At 73.7% G+C, this 16676-nt stretch carries 14 protein-coding genes; 6 read left to right on the top strand and 8 right to left on the bottom strand.

Going from position 1 to position 16676, the window contains the following annotated elements; all coding sequences use genetic code 11:
- Positions 1 to 42: 42 nt before the first annotated feature.
- The 4 genes from GCU69_RS16720 to GCU69_RS16705 form a co-directional block, all read right to left on the bottom strand.
- Positions 43 to 1110: a fatty acid desaturase family protein gene (locus GCU69_RS16720; protein WP_098750503.1), complete on the bottom strand. Its 1068-nt coding sequence runs from the start codon at positions 1108 to 1110 to the stop codon at positions 43 to 45.
- A 197-nt stretch (positions 1111 to 1307) separates the two neighbouring features.
- Positions 1308 to 2519, bottom strand: coding sequence for an acyltransferase family protein (locus tag GCU69_RS16715; RefSeq protein WP_156206512.1), 1212 nt, complete (start codon positions 2517 to 2519; stop codon positions 1308 to 1310).
- Positions 2519 to 3493 carry an alpha/beta hydrolase gene (locus GCU69_RS16710; protein ID WP_156206511.1) on the bottom strand — a complete coding sequence of 325 codons (975 nt, stop codon included), beginning with the start codon at positions 3491 to 3493 and terminating at the stop codon, positions 2519 to 2521. The genes GCU69_RS16715 and GCU69_RS16710 overlap by 1 nt, the downstream gene beginning before the upstream one ends.
- Positions 3494 to 3880: 387 nt before the next feature.
- On the bottom strand, positions 3881 to 4705 hold the full coding sequence (locus GCU69_RS16705) for a helix-turn-helix domain-containing protein (protein ID WP_156206510.1): 825 nt from the start codon (positions 4703 to 4705) through the stop codon (positions 3881 to 3883).
- Between the two features lie 89 nt (positions 4706 to 4794).
- On the opposite strand from GCU69_RS16705, the gene GCU69_RS16700 reads away from it, so the two are divergent.
- Together GCU69_RS16700 and rph are read left to right on the top strand one after the other, a co-directional pair.
- Positions 4795 to 5691: an alpha/beta hydrolase gene (locus GCU69_RS16700; RefSeq protein ID WP_156206509.1), complete on the top strand. Its 897-nt coding sequence runs from the start codon at positions 4795 to 4797 to the stop codon at positions 5689 to 5691.
- A gap of 573 nt (positions 5692 to 6264) precedes the next feature.
- The gene (gene rph / locus GCU69_RS16695; RefSeq protein WP_156206508.1) at positions 6265 to 9012 is read left to right on the top strand and encodes a rifamycin-inactivating phosphotransferase; all 2748 of its coding nucleotides are present in this window, start codon (positions 6265 to 6267) and stop codon (positions 9010 to 9012) included.
- 257 nt (positions 9013 to 9269) lie between these two features.
- Here the strand turns inward: rph and GCU69_RS16690 are convergent, their stop codons facing one another.
- The 3 genes from GCU69_RS16690 to GCU69_RS16680 all read right to left on the bottom strand — a co-directional run bounded on the left by GCU69_RS16690 (position 9270) and on the right by GCU69_RS16680 (position 12198).
- Positions 9270 to 9716, bottom strand: a complete 447-nt coding sequence (locus GCU69_RS16690) for a DUF7144 family membrane protein (RefSeq protein WP_156206507.1) — start codon at positions 9714 to 9716, stop codon at positions 9270 to 9272.
- A gap of 342 nt (positions 9717 to 10058) precedes the next feature.
- On the bottom strand, positions 10059 to 10856 hold the full coding sequence (locus tag GCU69_RS16685; RefSeq protein WP_156206506.1) for a phytanoyl-CoA dioxygenase family protein: 798 nt from the start codon (positions 10854 to 10856) through the stop codon (positions 10059 to 10061).
- 289 nt (positions 10857 to 11145) lie between these two features.
- Entirely contained in the window at positions 11146 to 12198 is a 1053-nt protein-coding gene (locus GCU69_RS16680) for an amidohydrolase family protein (RefSeq protein WP_156206505.1), read from the bottom strand.
- A 162-nt stretch (positions 12199 to 12360) separates the two neighbouring features.
- On the opposite strand from GCU69_RS16680, the gene GCU69_RS16675 reads away from it, so the two are divergent.
- The 4 genes from GCU69_RS16675 (at position 12361) to GCU69_RS16660 (ending at position 15581) form a co-directional block, all read left to right on the top strand.
- The gene (locus tag GCU69_RS16675) at positions 12361 to 13107 is read left to right on the top strand and encodes a TetR/AcrR family transcriptional regulator (protein WP_156206504.1); all 747 of its coding nucleotides are present in this window, start codon (positions 12361 to 12363) and stop codon (positions 13105 to 13107) included.
- 131 nt (positions 13108 to 13238) lie between these two features.
- The gene (locus GCU69_RS16670; protein WP_098750494.1) at positions 13239 to 14135 is read left to right on the top strand and encodes a LysR family transcriptional regulator; all 897 of its coding nucleotides are present in this window, start codon (positions 13239 to 13241) and stop codon (positions 14133 to 14135) included.
- Between the two features lie 228 nt (positions 14136 to 14363).
- Positions 14364 to 14726: a hypothetical protein gene (locus GCU69_RS16665; protein ID WP_218037938.1), complete on the top strand. Its 363-nt coding sequence runs from the start codon at positions 14364 to 14366 to the stop codon at positions 14724 to 14726.
- Between the two features lie 129 nt (positions 14727 to 14855).
- Positions 14856 to 15581, top strand: a complete 726-nt coding sequence (locus GCU69_RS16660) for a DUF4241 domain-containing protein (RefSeq protein ID WP_170315871.1) — start codon at positions 14856 to 14858, stop codon at positions 15579 to 15581.
- A 302-nt stretch (positions 15582 to 15883) separates the two neighbouring features.
- On the opposite strand, the gene GCU69_RS16655 is transcribed toward GCU69_RS16660, so the two are convergent.
- Complete coding sequence (locus GCU69_RS16655; protein WP_098750492.1) at positions 15884 to 16477, bottom strand: TetR/AcrR family transcriptional regulator; 594 nt, start codon at positions 16475 to 16477, stop codon at positions 15884 to 15886.
- Positions 16478 to 16676 lie beyond the last annotated feature (199 nt).

Genomic DNA, 16676 nt, shown 5'->3' with positions numbered 1-16676 from the left:
TCGTGCGCACCTGCCGGCCGCCTCCGGGGCGGCGCCGGCTTCTCAGCCGCCGGCACGCAGGGGTTCTCCCACTTCGTGCAGGTGCCGCAGGGCCTGGCGGTAGGAGTCGGCGAACCCGGTCTCCGTGTAGGGGACACCGAGGTCGTGGCAGTGGGCCTTCACCACGGACCGGGCGTGCCGCAGGTTGGGCCGGGGCATGCCGGGGAACAGGTGGTGCTCGATCTGGTAGTTGAGTCCGCCGAGGAACCAGTCGGTGAGGACGCCGCCCCGGATATTGCGGGACGTCAGGACCTGGCGCCGCAGATGTCCCCGCTTCGCGCCGCGGGGGTCGGGCATGTCCATCCCCTTGTGGTTGGGCGCGAAGGCCAAGCCCAGGTGCAGCCCGAACAGGGCCTGGTGGAGCGCGGCGAAGACCAGTGCGTGCGCGAGCGGCATGGTGCTCCACAGCAGGGTGGCGTACCCGGCGGCGTGGGCGACGAGGAGCCCGCCCTCCACCAGGCGCTCGCGGCCGGTCCGGCCGCGCAGGTACTGGAAGCCGTAGACCTTCAGGGCGAGGCCCTCGAGGAGGGTGAGGGGGAGGAAGAGCCATGCCTGGTGGCGGGTGAGCAGGCCGCGGAAGCCCGTGCGGGTGGCGGCCTGCCCGCTGGTGAAGACGAGGACGTCGGCGGCGACGTCGGGGTCCTTGTCGATGTGGTTGGGGTTGGCGTGATGGCGGTTGTGCTTGTCGTTCCACCACCCGTAGCTCATGCCGAGCAGCAGGTTGCCGTGGACGAGCCCGATGCGGCGGTTCGTGACGCGGCTGCCGCTGATCTGGGCGTGGCCCGCGTCGTGGCCGATGAACGCCGTGCGGGCGCACAGGACGGCGAGGACGGGGGCGAGCGCGAGGACCCACCAGGAATCGCCGGTGAGTGCCATGCCGGTGACGACGGCGGACAGGCCGAGCGCGTTGGCCGCCATGGTGCGTGCGTACCAGCCGGTGCGCCGGTCGAGCAGCCCCTGCTGCCTGACGTCGCGCAGCAGGGGCGTGAACTCGCTGCCCGTGTGCGGTTCGGACCGCCTCGCGCCGGTCTTCCCGGGGTGCGGCGGGGTGGTGTCGCCGGTCGGTGACATGGTGGTACTCCGTGTTCGGTGGACGGTCGTTGAGGCGGCGCGGGCTCGCGGGCCCGCGCCGAGGACGTACGGATCCAGCGGGCGGTCGGGGCACGGAAGCCGTCGCCCCGGTTCTGTGTTCGCGGGCGGGCGTGGTCCGGGGGCGCGCCGGCCCGCGCGGTGGCCCCCGGGCCGGGGGAGACGGCGGCACCCGTCGCTCACGCCGCCAGCGCGAAGTAGGCGAAGCCCGCCGCCAGCACGCCCGCCGCCGCGCGGCGGGTCGTCCCGGCGCGGTCCCACGGGGTCTCCAGGGGCCGGGCGAACTTCGCGATCAGCACGAGCAGCCCCGCGAAGAGCGGCATCCAGGCCAGCCGCGCCAGGATCCATCCGGCCGTGTCCGGCGCGGTCGTCAGGCCGGGGATCCCGCCGAAGTACGAGGCGGGGACCGCGGCGGTGAGCATCGCCGTCTGGTGCCAGCACAGGATCGTCATCGCCGACAGGTTGATGATCACCACCGGCGCCCACAGGGCGGGGCGCCGGAGCAGCCGGGCCAGCCGGTCGCGCAGCAGGACCGCGGCACCGGACTGGGCGGCTCCGAGCGCCAGGACCAGCAGGGACGGCGGGTGGGAGTTGGTACGGGCCTCGCCGGGCACGCCGACCATCGACGCCGGGTAGTGGAAGGCCAGCAGCAGGGCGGCGAACAGGGCCGCGCCGCCCGCGAACAGCAGCCACGCCTCGCGGCGGCCCAGCCGCTTGTCAGCCCAGGACACGCCCAGTTGGTAGGCGAACATCCAGCCCGGGAGCAGATTGAGCACACTCAGCCAGGACGGCATCGCGTCCGCGCACGGCCCGTAGCGCAGGAAGTCGACCACCGCGACCGAGCCGAGCAGCGGGGCCGCGGACCAGAAGCCCAGGCGCCGGGAGGCGCGGACGCAGTACGGCGTGAGCGCCGTGATCACGGCGTAGACGCCGACGAACCACAGGGGCTGGACGACCAGTGTCGAGGCGGTGTGCAGGGTGGCGGTCGGGACGCCGAGGCCGTAATGGAGGGCGGGCAGCAGCAGCGCCCAGACGGCGGTGACACCGAGGACCGGGCGGCCCAGCCGGGTGAGCCGGCCGGTGATCCACGCGCGGGCCGGGCCCTTGCGGCGCCGGTAGGAGAGGTACGAGGAGTAGCCGCCGACGAGGAAGAAGATGCCCAGCATCTGGAGGACCCAGCCAGCCGGGGCCAGCGCGCCGAACGTGCTCAGCGGGCTGGCGTTGTGCAGGCCGCCGCCGGTGTCGAGGGTGAAGCCGCCGAGCAGCCAGTGGCCGGTCGGGACGGCGAGGAGCGCCAGCGCGCGCAGGCCGTCGACGGCGCGGTCGCGGTGGGCGGGGGTCCGGTCGTCGATCCTGGCGGTGAGCTTCGCGAGCTTGGCGGGGGTCGTCATCACAGGTCTCCGTCGGCGATCGCCGCGAACGCGGTCAGGGTGGAGGTGCCGGGGGTGAAGTAGGCGTCGTGCCCCGGTACGTCGTCGGCGGGCAGGACGGTCGCGCCGAAGCCCGCAGAGGTGGGGTCCGCGCCGTGGCCCAGGCCCAGGACCTGCACGTTGGGGACGCGGTCGATCCAGTCGTCCGGTGATTTCGCCGCCCACACGCGGGCATCGGTGCCGAGTGCGGTGACGTCGCGGGCGCGCATGCCCGGCGAGCCCATGACGACGATGTCGCTCGCGTCGGTGCCGGCGGCCGCGAGGCCGCACACCACCGAGCCGTAGCTGTGGCAGAGGAGGGAGGGGTCGGGGAGGCCGGCCGCGTCCAGGCCGTCGGTGAAACGGGTGAGGCGCTCGGCGCCGGTCTCGGCGAGCCGGCCCGTCGCCAGGTCGGGGCCGATGCCGGAGGGGGTGGTGTAGCCGGCCCAGGCGATGACGGCCGTGTCACCGCCCGCCTCCGCCTGGACAGCGGCGGCCTGCCGTGCGGTGCGGTCGAACGTCGAGATGTCGATGTCCGAGCCGGGGACGATCACCGAGACATGGGCGGCGCTCTCCAGGTCGCCCGCGACCTGCGCGATCAGTCCGCGGCCGCGCGGGTCGTACGCCAGGACCCGGTCGCCCGCGGGGGCGTTGGCCCGGTAACGGAGCTGTACGGGGGCGCCGTCGAGGTTGCCCACCACGGTGGGGTGGTCCTCGGCGAGGCGCTGCTGCTGGGCGCCGGACAGGCCGGCGAAGAAGGCCGCCACTTCGGACGGGGTGGCCGTGACGGGGTCCGGCAGCGCCCTGCCGAGGGAGTCGTCGGCCAGCCAGGCGGCGGTGCCCGGGATCGGACCGCTCGGCACGCTCTCGCCGCCCGCCGAGGCCTGGCCCGCCGTGCTGCCGACCAGCAGCGTGGTCAGTACGGCGGTGGTCAGGGTCTTCCTGAAGCGGCGCATCCGTCCGTCTCCCTCTGTCTCGTACGTGGTGACGAGGTGGAAGGTAGGAAGACGGCCGGGCGCGGGGCGTCACACCGGGGAGCCAAGCCGGGAGTGATACCCCGGTAGGGGGTGGGTGAGAGCCGGACCCGGGGCGGACCGGGATGTCCGTGTCGCGGAATCCGTGTCGCGGAACGGGAGGACGCGGGCGCCGGGACGGCGGCAGCGGACGTGCCAGCGGGCACGGAACCTCGCCGGTCGTGCGGCGCGGGGAACCGCGTGAGCTACGGGTGCCGTGCGCGCCCGGCAGGGAGCGGGGGCCGCCGCGGGCCGGGCAGCGGCTGATCACGGTGCGGCCGGGCGGGCGTCAGCGCCCGCGGTGCGGCCGGACCGGGGCGGTGGGCCGGGTCAGTCACGCGCACTGACGGCGCCGAGCAGCCGCAGGCCGTCGTGAGCGGGCGTACCGGGCGCGGCGGTCAGGGCGATGAGCTGCTGGTCCGGGTCGGACGCGTCGGTCAGTGTGGACCAGTCGAGGGCCAGCTCGCCGACCACCGGGTGCCGCAGGGCCTTCGTGCCCGCGGTCCGCGCCGCCACGCGGTGGTCGCCCCACCAGGTCCGGAAGTCCGGGTCCCGCACCGACAGCTCTCCCACCAGCGCCGTGAGGCGCGGATTCTCCGGGTCCCGGGCCGCCTCCATGCGCAGCTGCGCCACGCAGGCCCGCGCCACGTGGTCCCAGTCGGCATACAGGGCCCGTACCGCCGGGTCGCAGAACACCAGGCGTACGAAGTTGCGTCCGCGCTCCGGCACGAGCGCGAAGTCGGTGAACAGCGCGGCGGCGAGGGGATTCCACGCCAGGATGTCGGTGCACCGGCCGAGAACGAGGGCCGGGGTGTTGGTGAGATCGTCGAGCAGGCGGCGCAGCAGCGGCTGGACCCGCTGGGCAGGCCGCCGGCGCGGCCGGCCGGCGTCCTTGCCCGACAGCTCGAAGAGGTAGGCACGCTCGTCGCCGCTGAGCCGCAGCGCCCGGGCGAGGGCGTCCAGCACCGGCTCGGAGGCCCGGCGACGCCCCTGTTCCAGACGGGTGTAGTAGTCGGGGCTGATCGATGCCAGCAGGGCGATCTCCTCCCGGCGCAGGCCGGGGACCCGCCTCCGTCCGTCGTCGGGCAGCCCGGCCGCCGCGGGGCTCACCTCCCTGCGCCGGGCCTTGAGGAAGTCACCCAGTTCGCTGCTCATGCGACCCAGTTTCGCACCGGAGCCGCCCGGCCGGGTGGGCCATTTCTGTCCCCTTATCCCGGCGCCGGCCGGCTGCCAGGGTCGGGGGCATGAAGACAGACGTCCCCTTCCTCAGCAGCGGTCTCCGGCTCGCCGGCACCCTCTTCCTGCCCGATGCGCCTGCCTCCGAGCGGCGTGCGGCCGTGGTCGTCTCCCACCCCGGCGGCGGCGTGAAGGAGCAGACCGCGAGCGTCTACGCCGAGCGACTGGCCCGCGAGGGCTTCGCCGCGCTCGTCTTCGACGCCGCCTGCCAGGGCGAGAGCGAGGGCGAGCCGCGCGGTCTGGAGGACCCCTTCCAGCGCGCCGAGGACATCAAGTCCGCCGTGAGCTTCCTGACCACCCGCGACGAGATCGATCCGGACCGGATCGGCGCCCTGGGGATCTGCGCCTCCGGCGGCTACGTCCCCTACGCCGCCCAGACCGATCTGCGGATCAGGGCCGTCGCCACCGTCAGCGCCTCGGACATGGGAGCGGTGATGCGCGAAGGCCTCGGCCGCACCCAGGACCCGCAGACCACGCGCGCGATGCTGGAGCGGGCCGGAGCGGCACGCACCGCGGAGGCCCGCGGTGAGGCCGTCCCGCGGCAGGAATGGATCACGGAGGCCGTGGACGCCGAGACCTACGAGTACTACCGCACCCCGCGCGGTCACCACCCCCGCGCGGTCAGGCCCTGGCCCGTCCGCAGCCTGGACCGGATCATCCAGTACGACTCGTACGCCCTGATCCGCCTCATCGCGCCCCGCCCGCTGCTGATGATCATCGGATCCGAGGCGAACACGGGGTACATGAGCCACGAAGCCATCGGGAAGGCGGCCGAACCGAAGGAACTCTTCGTCATCGACGGGGGTACCCACATCTCCCTGTACGACAAGGACGAGCACGTCACCCCGGCCGTCGCCAAGCTCACCGCCTTCTACACCGCGCACCTGGCCGCGGACCGGGGCTGACGTGACAGACACGGGGTGTGACGGGCTGTCGGCCGCACCGCGCCGAGGGGCTGCCGGCCGCGCCGCGCCCGCAGCCCGTTGGCGGGGCCGTCCGTCACCGGGCTGGGCGGGCACCGGCCCTCGGACGAGGGGCTGACCCGAGGCTTGCCGGAATCACCGGGCGGCACACGGCACGGGCGGCACACGGCAAAGGCAAGGAGAACTCTCTCCTTGCCTCTCTCAACGTATAGCGCACCGGGGGGCTTGCCACAAGGCCCGGGGCACCGCGCAGAATCGTCGGCCGATGCCACCACCTGCGGAAATGGGGGACGACGTGTGCGTGTTGCTGTCGGCGTACGGGGGACGCGGCGAGGCCGGACCAGTGGCGGGAGCGGCGGTGCGGCCGCCTGCATCCGGCGCGGAGGTGCGGGGGTGCGCGCCGCCCGGGACGGCGGAGCGGCCGGCCGGCGGGCGGGGGGAAAGGCGACCGGAGCCGCGGACATGCCCGGCGAGCCGTCCGGCCGGCCGGGCGGCGCCGGTGAAGCCACCGGCCGCTCCGGTGCGGCGGCGCACGGTTGCCCCGGAGGCATCGCGATGACCGGACGGTACGTGCGGGAGCTGCGAGAGGTCGACGAGACCCAGGTCGCTGTCGTGGGCGGCAAGGGCGCACAGCTGGGCGGGCTGACGCGGATCGACGGCATCCGTGTGCCGGACGGCTTCTGCGTGACGACGGACGCCTTCCGGCGGGTCATGGCGGAAGCGCCGTCGGCCGACGGCCTGCTCGACCGGTTGTCGCGCTCGGACCCGGACGACCGGGAGGCGATCCGCACGCTCAGCGCGCGGCTGCGCCGGACCGTCGAAGGGACCGCCGTACCGGGCGATGTCGCTGCGGCGGTCACCCGCGCGCTCGCCCGGCTCGGGGAGCGGGCCGCGTGCGCCGTCCGGTCCAGCGCGACGGCGGAGGACCTGCCCACGGCGTCGTTCGCCGGCCAGCAGGACTCGTATGTGGACGTCGTGGGGCCCGCGGCGGTCCTCCGGCACGTCAGCCGGTGCTGGGCCTCGCTGTTCACCGAGCGGGCCGTGATCTACCGCCGGCGCAACGGCATCGACGACCGTACGGTCCACATGGCCGTGGTCGTGCAGCGAATGGTCTCCCCGCACGCGTCCGGCGTCCTGTTCACGGCCGATCCCGTCACGGGCAACCGGAGGGACGCCACCGTGGAGGCCGGTTTCGGTCTCGGCGGGGCCCTGGTCTCCGGCCGGGTGAACCCGGACGTCTTCACGGTGCGGGACGGTGAGGTCGTCGCCAGGGCGATCGCCGCGGAACGGCGGGGCGTTCACGCCCCGGCGGCCGGTGCTGCGCGGGAGGTGGCGACCGGCCCGCGGGGGCGGGAGCGTCCGGTGCTGACGGACGCTCAGGTCGTGCGGCTCGTGCGGCTGGGACGGCGGATCGAAGCGCGCTTCGGCCGCCCCCAGGACATCGAATGGTGCCTGGCCGACGACGGGTTCCACATCGTGCAGAGCCGGCCGGTCACGACGCTGTTCCCCGTCCCGGACCCCGGCCCCGGCGACCGGGACGGGAACGGGGACGGAGGTGGGGACGGAGGACGGCGTCGCGTCTACGTCTCCGTCGGCCACCAGCAGATGATGACGGACCCGATGAAGCCCCTGGGGCTCTCCGTGTGGCGGCTGACGGCCATGGCGCCGATGCACGAGGCCGGAGGGAGGCTGTTCGTCGACGTCACCCGGCGCCTGGCCTCGCCCGCGAGCCGCGCCGGCCTCCTCGACGTCGTCGGCCGGGGCGATCCGCTGACGAGGGACGCGCTGGAGACCGTCCTCGACCGCGGCGATCTCGTTCCGACGCCGCTCCCGGACGCGGCTCCCGGCGGCGTGCCGGGACGGGGATCCGGCGGCGGGCCCGACCCGATCGGGACCGATCCGGCCCTGGTCACCGAGCTGATCGAGCGCAGCGAGGCGTCCGTCGCCGCCCTGGAGCGCGACATCCGGACGAAGAGCGGACCGGCGCTGTTCGACTTCCTGCTGGAGGCCTTCGAGGAGCACAAGCGGGTCCTCGGTGATCCGCTGAGCATGCGGGTGGTCATGGCGGGGATGGAGGCCGCATGGCGGCTGGGCGACAAGCTGGGGGAGTGGCTGGGCGAGCGGGACGCGGCCGACACGCTCACGCTGTCCGCTCCGGGCAACGTCACCTCCCGGATGGGCCTGGCGCTGCTCGACGTCGCCGACGTGATCCGCCCGCATCCGGAGGTGGTGGAGTTCCTGCGGGGCGTCGGGAACGCCGGGAACACCGGGAAGACTGCCAAGACCCGCAAGACCCGCAAGACCCGCAAGACCGGCAATACAGGGAACGCCGGGAACGCCGGGAACGCCGACGACACAGCCTTTCTGGACGAGCTGGGGGAACTGCCGGGCGGGCCTGAGGTGCGCGACGCCATGGAGGCCTGTCTGGAGCGGTACGGCATGCGCTGCGTCGGCGAGATCGACATCACGAGGCCGCGCTGGCGCGAGCGTCCCGGCACGCTCGTACCCGTGCTCCTCGACCACGTCGAGAACTTCCGGCCGGGCGCCGCCGGGCGGCGTTTCGAGGAGGGACGGCGGAAGGCGCGGGAGAAGGAACAGGACGTGCTGTCCCGCTTGCGGGCCCTGCCGGACGGGGACCGCAAGGCCCGTGAGACCAAGCGGATGATCGACCGGGTCCGCGCCTTCATCGGCTACCGGGAGTACCCGAAGTACGGCATTGTCAGCCGCTACCTCGTCTACAAGCGGGCCCTGCTGGAGGAGGCCGGGCGCCTCGTGCGGGCCGACGTGCTCCGTGAGCGGGAGGACATCTTCTACCTCACGTTCCACGAACTCCACGACGTGGTGCGCTCCAACCGGGTGGACGGCCGGCTCGTCCAGCGGCGCAAGGACGCGTTCCGGTCGTACCACGCGCTGACACCGCCCCGGGTGCTCACCTCGGACGGCGAGGCCGTCAACGGGGCGTACCGGCGCGACGACGTGCCGGCCGGTGCATTGACCGGCCTGCCGGTCTCCGCCGGGACCGTCGAGGGAAGGGCCCGCGTCGTCCTCGACCTGGCGCGGGCCGGTCTCGGAGCGGGCGACATCCTGGTCACGGCCTTCACGGACCCCAGCTGGTCACCGCTGTTCGTCGGCATCGCGGGCCTGGTGACGGAGGTGGGCGGCCTGATGACCCATGGCGCGGTGATCGCCCGGGAGTACGGCTTGCCGGCCGTCGTGGGTGTGGAGCGGGCCACCCGGCTGATCCGGGACGGGCAGCGGATCCGTGTGCACGGGGCCGGCGGATACGTCGAGATCCTGCCCTGACCGGGCACGCCGGGAGGCCCCGGCCGCGGCTTCCGGCCGGAGGGCGCCGTGCCGTCGGTGCCCGTCCCACGGCGCCGGGGGCCGGGGCCGCTGCCCCCGGTGTGCGGCTGCGGCCGGAGGGCTCCCCGGTACGCGGCCGGGCCCCGGCCGGGAGGACGCGCGTCGCCCGCACCGGGGTTCTCGCCCCGGTGCGGGCAGCGGCCTTTCCGGCCCGGGTAGCCGGCCCCGTGTCCCGGCCGGTTGGTGTGTGCGGGCGCTCAGGCCCCCTGTCCGTCGGCGGCCTCGCGGTGCATACCCGTGCACAGGGCCCAGACGACGAAGGTGTTCACGGCGACCAGCGTCAGAGCCCACAGGGGGTAGTACGGCACCCACAAGAAGTTGGCGATCGCGCCGAGCCCCGCCACGGACACGCCGAAAAAGCGTGCCCACAGCGCTCCGCCGAGCACGGCGCACCCCGCGATGACGATGGCCACGCCCAGAATGAGGTGCACCCAGCCCCAGCCCGCCAGACTGAACTCGAACAGGTAGTGGCGCGTCGCGATGAACAGGTCGTTCGTGGCGATGGCCGCGATGCCCTCGAAGATCGCCATCATCCCGCCGAAGAGCATCAGGGCTGCTGCGAAGAGGGTGGTACCCGATGTGGGCGCATGCCACGGGCGCGGGTTCGCACGGGGCGTTCTGGATTGGGCGGCGTCACTGGCCATGTCGGACTCCTCAGGTGGCAGGGCCGTCCCGGTCAGCCGAATTTCTGGAGCGGTGTGATGTCTCTCAGCATGGCACAACGGTATTTCTCCGGCATTCCGGACTTGGTGGCCGTGTCCGGCAGCGGCGCCGCCGGACGGGCGGGCACCGGGAACCGCATGGCCGCGGCGGCGCCACCGGACGTGCGGCCGCGCGGGCACCGGGAACCGCGCGCACCGGTGCCGGGAACCGCGCGGGCACCGGGCCGTGATCTGCCCGGGCACCGGCTGGTCCGCCCGGTCCCGGGAACGGCCGCAGCACGGCCGGTCCCGGGAACGGCCGCAGCGCGGCCACCCGCCGCCGCTTCAGGCGCCGTCCCCGTCCGGTCCGGGGGTCTGCAGTCCCAGGCCCCGGCGGATCGCGATCTCCACGGGTGAGTACGCGCCGTCGGCCCGCTCCAGTTCGTACGGCGCTGCCGGCGTCAGCGGCGGCTGGGCCATGAAGCGCGGCCGCGTGCCGTGGTGCGGTTGCGCCGCGTGCACCAGAAACGGATGGCACAGGAAGACGTCGCCCGGGGATCCGGTGGCGAGGGTGAGTGGCCGGTGGTCGGACGCCGCCACCAGACCGGGCGCGAGGTCAAGCCCGCTCGCCCCGTCCTCCCCGTGCTCCTCCAGTACCTTCGGCGCGTCGAGGTGTGAGCCGGCCCGGATCCGGGTCGGCGCGTCCTCCTCGCCGACCTCGCTGAACAGGAACAGCATCAGCAGCGCCCGGCCCCGGGAGCGCAGATTCGTGAAGTACCAGCTCTCGCCCTCCGGCAGATAGCTCCCCTCGATGTGCCAGCCCGTGTCGTCCGGCTCCTCGTCGTGCGGGAAGCGCAGCGGGAAGGTGCCCAGCGAGTAGCGCGGCTCCCAGCGTCCCGCGCCCACGAGCAGGTCGTACGCGCGGTGCAGGGAGGGGGAGTTGGGCGCGGCGGCGAACGGCCCCTGCGCCATGCCGGCCACCCGGTGCACGGGCTGGGTCCACGTCGCCGGATCGTCCGGGTCGCAGCCCGTCTCGCGCCACAGCAGCCGCGCGCAGTCCGCCGCCACGCGCGGCGCGACGGCGCCCTCGAGCTTCACGAAGCCGTCGCGGAGGAAGCGGGATACCAAGGTCGTGTCGTCCATGACCTCATCGTGCGGCGGCACCGGCCCCGGGCACCCGACTTTCCCCGCGCAGCCTCGGTCGGGTGTTCACCGGGCGGGGCGGCGGGGCGGGCCGACTCCACGGCGGCCGGGTCCGGTTTGCCGCTTCTCCGGACCCGGCCGGCGAGCCGGCGGGCGGGGCGGGACAGTCCTCCGGCCGGCGGCCTCGCGCCCGGTTGTGCCGAGGGAGCGCGGGCCCCGGCGGCCCGGTCACGGCCGTGGGCACGGCTCACCGGCGGCTCACGCGGTCACGGCACCGGCCGGACGCGGGTCACACGGCCCGTTCGTGCCCGCCGTGCGCGGCCACGTGCCCGGTCAGCCGCTCCCAGTTGCCGGATCCGACAGCGGCCTTCTCCGCCTCGGTGAACGGAGCCTGTTCGAGGAATGACCGTGCGACCCCGCCGCTGGTGTCGAGGAAGGGGAAGCCGCCGGGCCGCGTGCCGAAGGTGTACGGGTAGTCCGTGGCGTACATCATGCGTTCGGTGCCGACGACCTCCGCCGTCCACCGCAGATAGCGCTCGCTCACGGTGCCGCTGCCCGTGATCCAGAAGTTCTGCCGGAAGTAGTCGGCGAGGGGCCGCTCCAGCTTCGCGCCGTGCGCGAGGATGCCGGTGTGGTCGAGGTAGAAGAGGACGACCTCGCCCCAGTGCCCGGCGATCACCTGGAGCCCGGGACGGCGGTCGAAGACGCCTGAGAAGATCATGCGCAGGTACTGCACGCCCAGGTCGTAGTACCAGCCCAGCCCCGCGGTCGCGAGCCCCGCGCCGACTCCGCCGGGCAGCCCCGAGTAGTACGCGTCCATGACTCCGGGCACGGGGGTCTGCGGGTGGAAGTGCAGCGGCACCCGGAGCCGTTCGGCGGTGGCGTACAGGTCGTCGAACTCGGGAGCGTCGGCCGGCTTGGTCCCCGTGCGCCCGTAGAGCATCGCGCCGCGGAAACCGAGCCGGGTGACCGCGCGCTCCAGCTCCGCCGCCGCGGCTCCGGGGGCCGAGGTCGGGACGGCCGCGAACGCCTGGAAACGCCTCGGGTTGCCGGCGACGATCTCGGCGAGCACGTCGTTGGCCTCGCGCGCGACGCTCACGGCGTCCGCCGCCGGGAGGTTCTGCACGCCCGGTGTGGCCAGGGACAGCACGGCGACATCGACTCCCTGGTCGTCCATGTCGGCGAGCCGGCGGCCGCCGACATCCCGCAGCCGCCGCGCGATCGGATCGTCACCGAAGCCGAGCTGCGGTATTTGCGGTACGCCCGCCCGGGCCCAGGCGTCGAGCACCACGGGCAGAGCGACGTGTTCCTCGAGTGCTGTGATCCGGATCTTCTCTGTCATCGCGGACTCCTCGTTCTGCCGCACCGGTGGCCTGGCGCCGCGGCCGACGCCCGCCGGGACGGACCGGCCGCGCTGCCGCCACCCGAGTGCGCTACCAATGGAAACGCCCAGACCGTATCACTGTTAATAACGTTGGTATCGCATAACCGATACCATTGATCCATGAACACGGAATCGGGAGACGACGTCACCGCTGCCTCCGCGCCGGAGGCACCGGCCGGGGGGCGCGAGCGGACCCGGCAGCGCCTGGTCGAGGCCGCCGCGGAACTCCTCGCGCGCGAGGGCCGCGACGCGGTCACCACCCGCGCGGTCGCGGCGGCGGCCGGAGTGCAGGCCCCGGCGATCTACCGCTTCTTCGGCGACAGGGACGGGCTGCTCGAAGCGGTGGCCGAGTACGGCCACGCCGCGTTCCTGGCAGCCAAGCGGGTCGATCCGGCACCAGGGGATCCGGTCGAGGACCTGCGGGCGGGCTGGGACCTCGCGGTCGAGTTCGGACTCACCAACCCCGCGCTGTACGCGCTGATGTACGGCGACCCCGCGCGGCGCACCGGCTCGGCCGCGTTCCGGGCCGGCATGCGGATCCTGGAGGGCCGGGTCCACCGTCTCGCGGCAAGCGGCCTGCTCCGCGTCGGCGAGCGGCTCGCGGCGACCCTCATCCACGCGACGGCACGGGGCGCCGTGCTCACCTGGCTGTCGCTGCCCGCCGACCGGCGCGACCCCGGCCTGCTGACCGCGATGCGCGAGTCGATGGTCGCCGCCGTCACCAACGAGAAGCCCGCCGTACGGGAACCGGGCCCGGCCGGTGCCGCCCGGGCCCTGCGGGCGGCACTGCCCGAGCAGACGACGCTGAGCCCTGCCGAACAGCAGCTCCTCGGCGAATGGCTCGACCGCCTGGCCGACGACGGGTGAGAGAACCGGCGGACGGCGGTCCGGCTCCGGCCGCGACCGGGGGAATCCCCGCCGGGCGGTAGGAGTTACCCGCTCCGACAGAGGCCGCAGCGGTGGACGGCGGTCCACCGCGGGGGAGGGGACGGGATCCGATGAGCCTGCGCCAGTACGAGTACGCCCTGGCCGTCGCCGAGGAGGGCTCGGTGACGGCGGCGGCGGAGCTGCTGCACGTCGCTCAGCCGTCGGTGTCCCAGCAGATCCGCGGCCTGGAGCGGGAACTCGGCGTGGAACTGTTCGCCCGCACACCGACCGGGCTGGTGCCCACCGTGGTCGGCCGCGCGTTCCTGCGCGAGGCGGAGGTCGCGGTGAACGCGGCGCGGCGGGCGAGGGCGACGGCGCGGGCCGGTGCGGACGAGCTGGTCGGAGAGCTGGTGGTCGCGGTGCAGATGGGCTTCGGCACGCGGCAGCTGCCGGGCGCGCTGCGCGTACTGCGCCGCCGCTTCCCGCGGCTGGAGATCACCGTGTTCGAGGAGCCGAGCTCCGCCGAGCTGGAACGGCTCTGCCGCCGGGGCGTGCTGGACCTCGCCCTGATGGCGGCGTGCGAGCGGACTCCCGCCGACGCCCACCACCTCGGCGACGAGGAGTTCGCCGTGGTGCTGGGCGCCGGGCACCGGCTGCTCGCCGCGGACCGGGTGGAGCTGCGCGCACTGGAGGGCGAGCCGTGGGTGAGGTTCGACCGCGACAGCGCGCTCGACGGCGTGCTGCTGACCGTGCTGCGGGACAACGAGCTGCCTCCGGTCACGGCCGCCCGCGTGTCGCAGACGGCGACGGCCGTGCGCTGGGCCGCCCACGGGCTCGGTGTGACGCTCGTTCCGGCCTCCGCGGTGCCCCACGGGTACGAAGACGTCGTCCGGCCGGTGTCCCCGGCCGTGTCCCAGCCCGTCATCGCCGTGGTCCGGCGCGGCGCGGGCCCGGCGGAGACGGCCCTGCTCGAACTTCTGCGCCAGGAGAACTGGTCCGGCACCGCGGCCTTCTCGCGGGTGTCCTGAGCCGTTCCTGGTCTTCCGGCCTCGTCCTGTGACACCGGACCTTGATCATTGCGGTCGGTGGCCGGTGGCCGGTGGCCGGTGGCCGGTGGTCGGTGGCCGGTGGTCGGCGTTCGACGGGCGGCGTTCGACGGGCGAGGGTGCGGCCGCGGCACCGGAGGATTGAGGCAGGCAGCCGCGTGCCCCTTGACCGGTGACCATCACACGGCACTGACCTGGCAAGATGCCCACATGGAAACCGGTTTCCCCTGGGGGGCGGCACCAACCGTCGATCTCCGCCTGTGGCGTTCCGACGCGATCGTGCTGTTCGACTGGCTGATGAGCACCGACCTGAACGCCGTACCGATCACGCACCCCGCCCAGAAGCAGGCGCTCGCGGACCTGCTCGCACGCCTGGAGGAGGTGGACGTCACCGGATCCACCGAGGAAGAGATCGCCGCAGCGCAGGCCGAGGTGGCCACGGACATGGGGTGGCAGGACGCCGGCGGCAGCCGAGCCGGGACGGAAGCCACGGGGGCTTCGCTGCCACAGGCCCCGCGACGGACCTCCCGAACCGGGTCGCCCACACGGGGATCCGCCGGACGTGGGGGCTGATGGAACCCGCGTTCTGGCGCAGATGTCGGGGAGCGGTCACGGATCGTGGCGATGTACGAAGTGCCGGTGTCAGCGGGCCCGCGTAGCTTTCGTTTTGACCGCCCGGCCGGGCGGCGAGGAGGGGGAGACATGACGTGGGCCGGGGACACGCGGCTGGCAGCCGGGCCTGAGGCCACCTGGTACCTGGAGACGGCTTTCACGCCCGGTTCTCACCTGGGGACGGTGTACGACGATCCGGCAACCCCCGTCGTTGTGACGGGCGTCGAGGAGGTGACGACCCTCCGTGTGCCCAGCGGCCGCCTTGTGGTCGATGCGCCGTGGGACGACGACGACACCTGGAGATATGAGCGTGGGTTGCCGACGAGGCCCCCGCGGGAGCTGGCGGTGCGCATTCCCCCGGGCGTCCACCCGGTGGAGATCGCGTGGACGGCAGGCCCGTACGAGTTCTTCGGTGAACGCTTCGACGGCGTCGAGTGCGCGGCGACCCGGTTGCGCATCAGTGACGCTGCTGTGGCCGGGTGGGAGGCGGGCCTGGGTGTCGGCGAGGACATCGGCCGGCTTCCGCCGGGCGGGCGTCCCCGGTTCGGGGCGGACCACAATGTCGGCTGCTTCGCCGACGCCGGCGCGTGGACGACGTTGTCCGCGCCGTTCCGCACGTGTGTGGACGGCCGTTGGGAACCGCGTGACAGCGGACCGCTGCCGGACGGGTGCGAGCGGATCAGCGACGAGTCACATCAAGCCGATCTGGTGACGTTCACCGCGCAGTCAGGCGGCGTCGTCTGGTTGGGGCGGACCGAGACCGGAGGCGTGGCCGCGATCGTCGTCACCAGCGGCATGGCCGGCGCCAAGGCGTGACGTCGCTGCGGCCTCTCCCTGTCCTGCAAGTCGCGCAGCCGGACGTGACTCCCCGCTTCCACGGGGGGAAACAGCCCGAGGAAGGGGAGTGGTGGTCGCCTCTCGGACAACCAGCCCCGTGACCGGGTTTGGCGAGGGCTGCTTTGGCGGCCCGCTCGACCTCCGCGCACTGGGCTTCCCGGAAGGCCGCGTCGCGCTGCGGAGTCGCGTACCGGTGACGCCGTTGCCCCTTCAGCGCGCCGGGGTGCCCGGCGATGCCGGCTTGCTCGTAGACATGGGGGACGGCGGCGACGGGGGCACGGTCAGCGGCGGCCCGGCGCTCCCGCCCGCAGCCCGTCCATGACGAGGTCGAAGAGCCGGGCGACCCGGGGCTGCCAGTCCTCGGTGGCGTCGACCTGCCAGAGACCGCCGATGGCGAGGAGGAAGTCGTCCGCCGACACCCCGGGACGGGTGGTGCCGGCCTCCTCGTTGGTGCGCAGCAGGAGTTCGGCCGCCTCCATCAGCGGGGCGGGGCCCGGTTTCGCCGGACTCCCGGGCGCGCTGGTGACCAGCCGTATGGCGTCCGCCAGGCCGACCTTGGTCATGGCGAACCCGGCGAGCCGGTCCATCCATTCGCGCAGCGCCCGGTCGGGTTCCCGCGTGGCCAGCAGCTCGGTCGCGGCATCCGCCACCTGCTGCATCTCGTAGCGGTAGATCTCCAGGACGAGCGCCTCGCGGTGCGGGAAGTTGCGGTAGAAGGTGCCCTGACCGACACCCGCCTTCTTGGCGATCGCGCTCAGCGGGGCGTCCGCGCAGCGCGTCAGTTCCTCCGTGGCCACGCGCAGGATGCGCTCGCGGTTGCGCTGTGCGTCCGAACGCAGGGGTGTGTCCGGGTTGTCCTTGTTCGGCTGTGCCACCAGTCCTCCTCCCGGGTTCGTGACCGAATCCCGTCCTTGCTAACCGGACAGCTGTCCGTTACGTTTTCCAGTGAGCGGACAGCTGTCCGGTTAGTGGCCCACTTTAGCGGCGAACGCGGCCGGCGGAACCGGCCGGTGGCCCCTGGCCACGGACGAACCTACTGCCTACAGCCCGTTTTCCCGGTCTCCGGACACCGAA

The sequence above is a fragment of the Streptomyces lycii genome, assembly GCF_009735685.1.
GTDB classification, from domain to species: Bacteria; Actinomycetota; Actinomycetes; order Streptomycetales; family Streptomycetaceae; genus Streptomyces; species Streptomyces lycii.
This window is presented reverse-complemented; position numbering and strand designations above follow the sequence as displayed.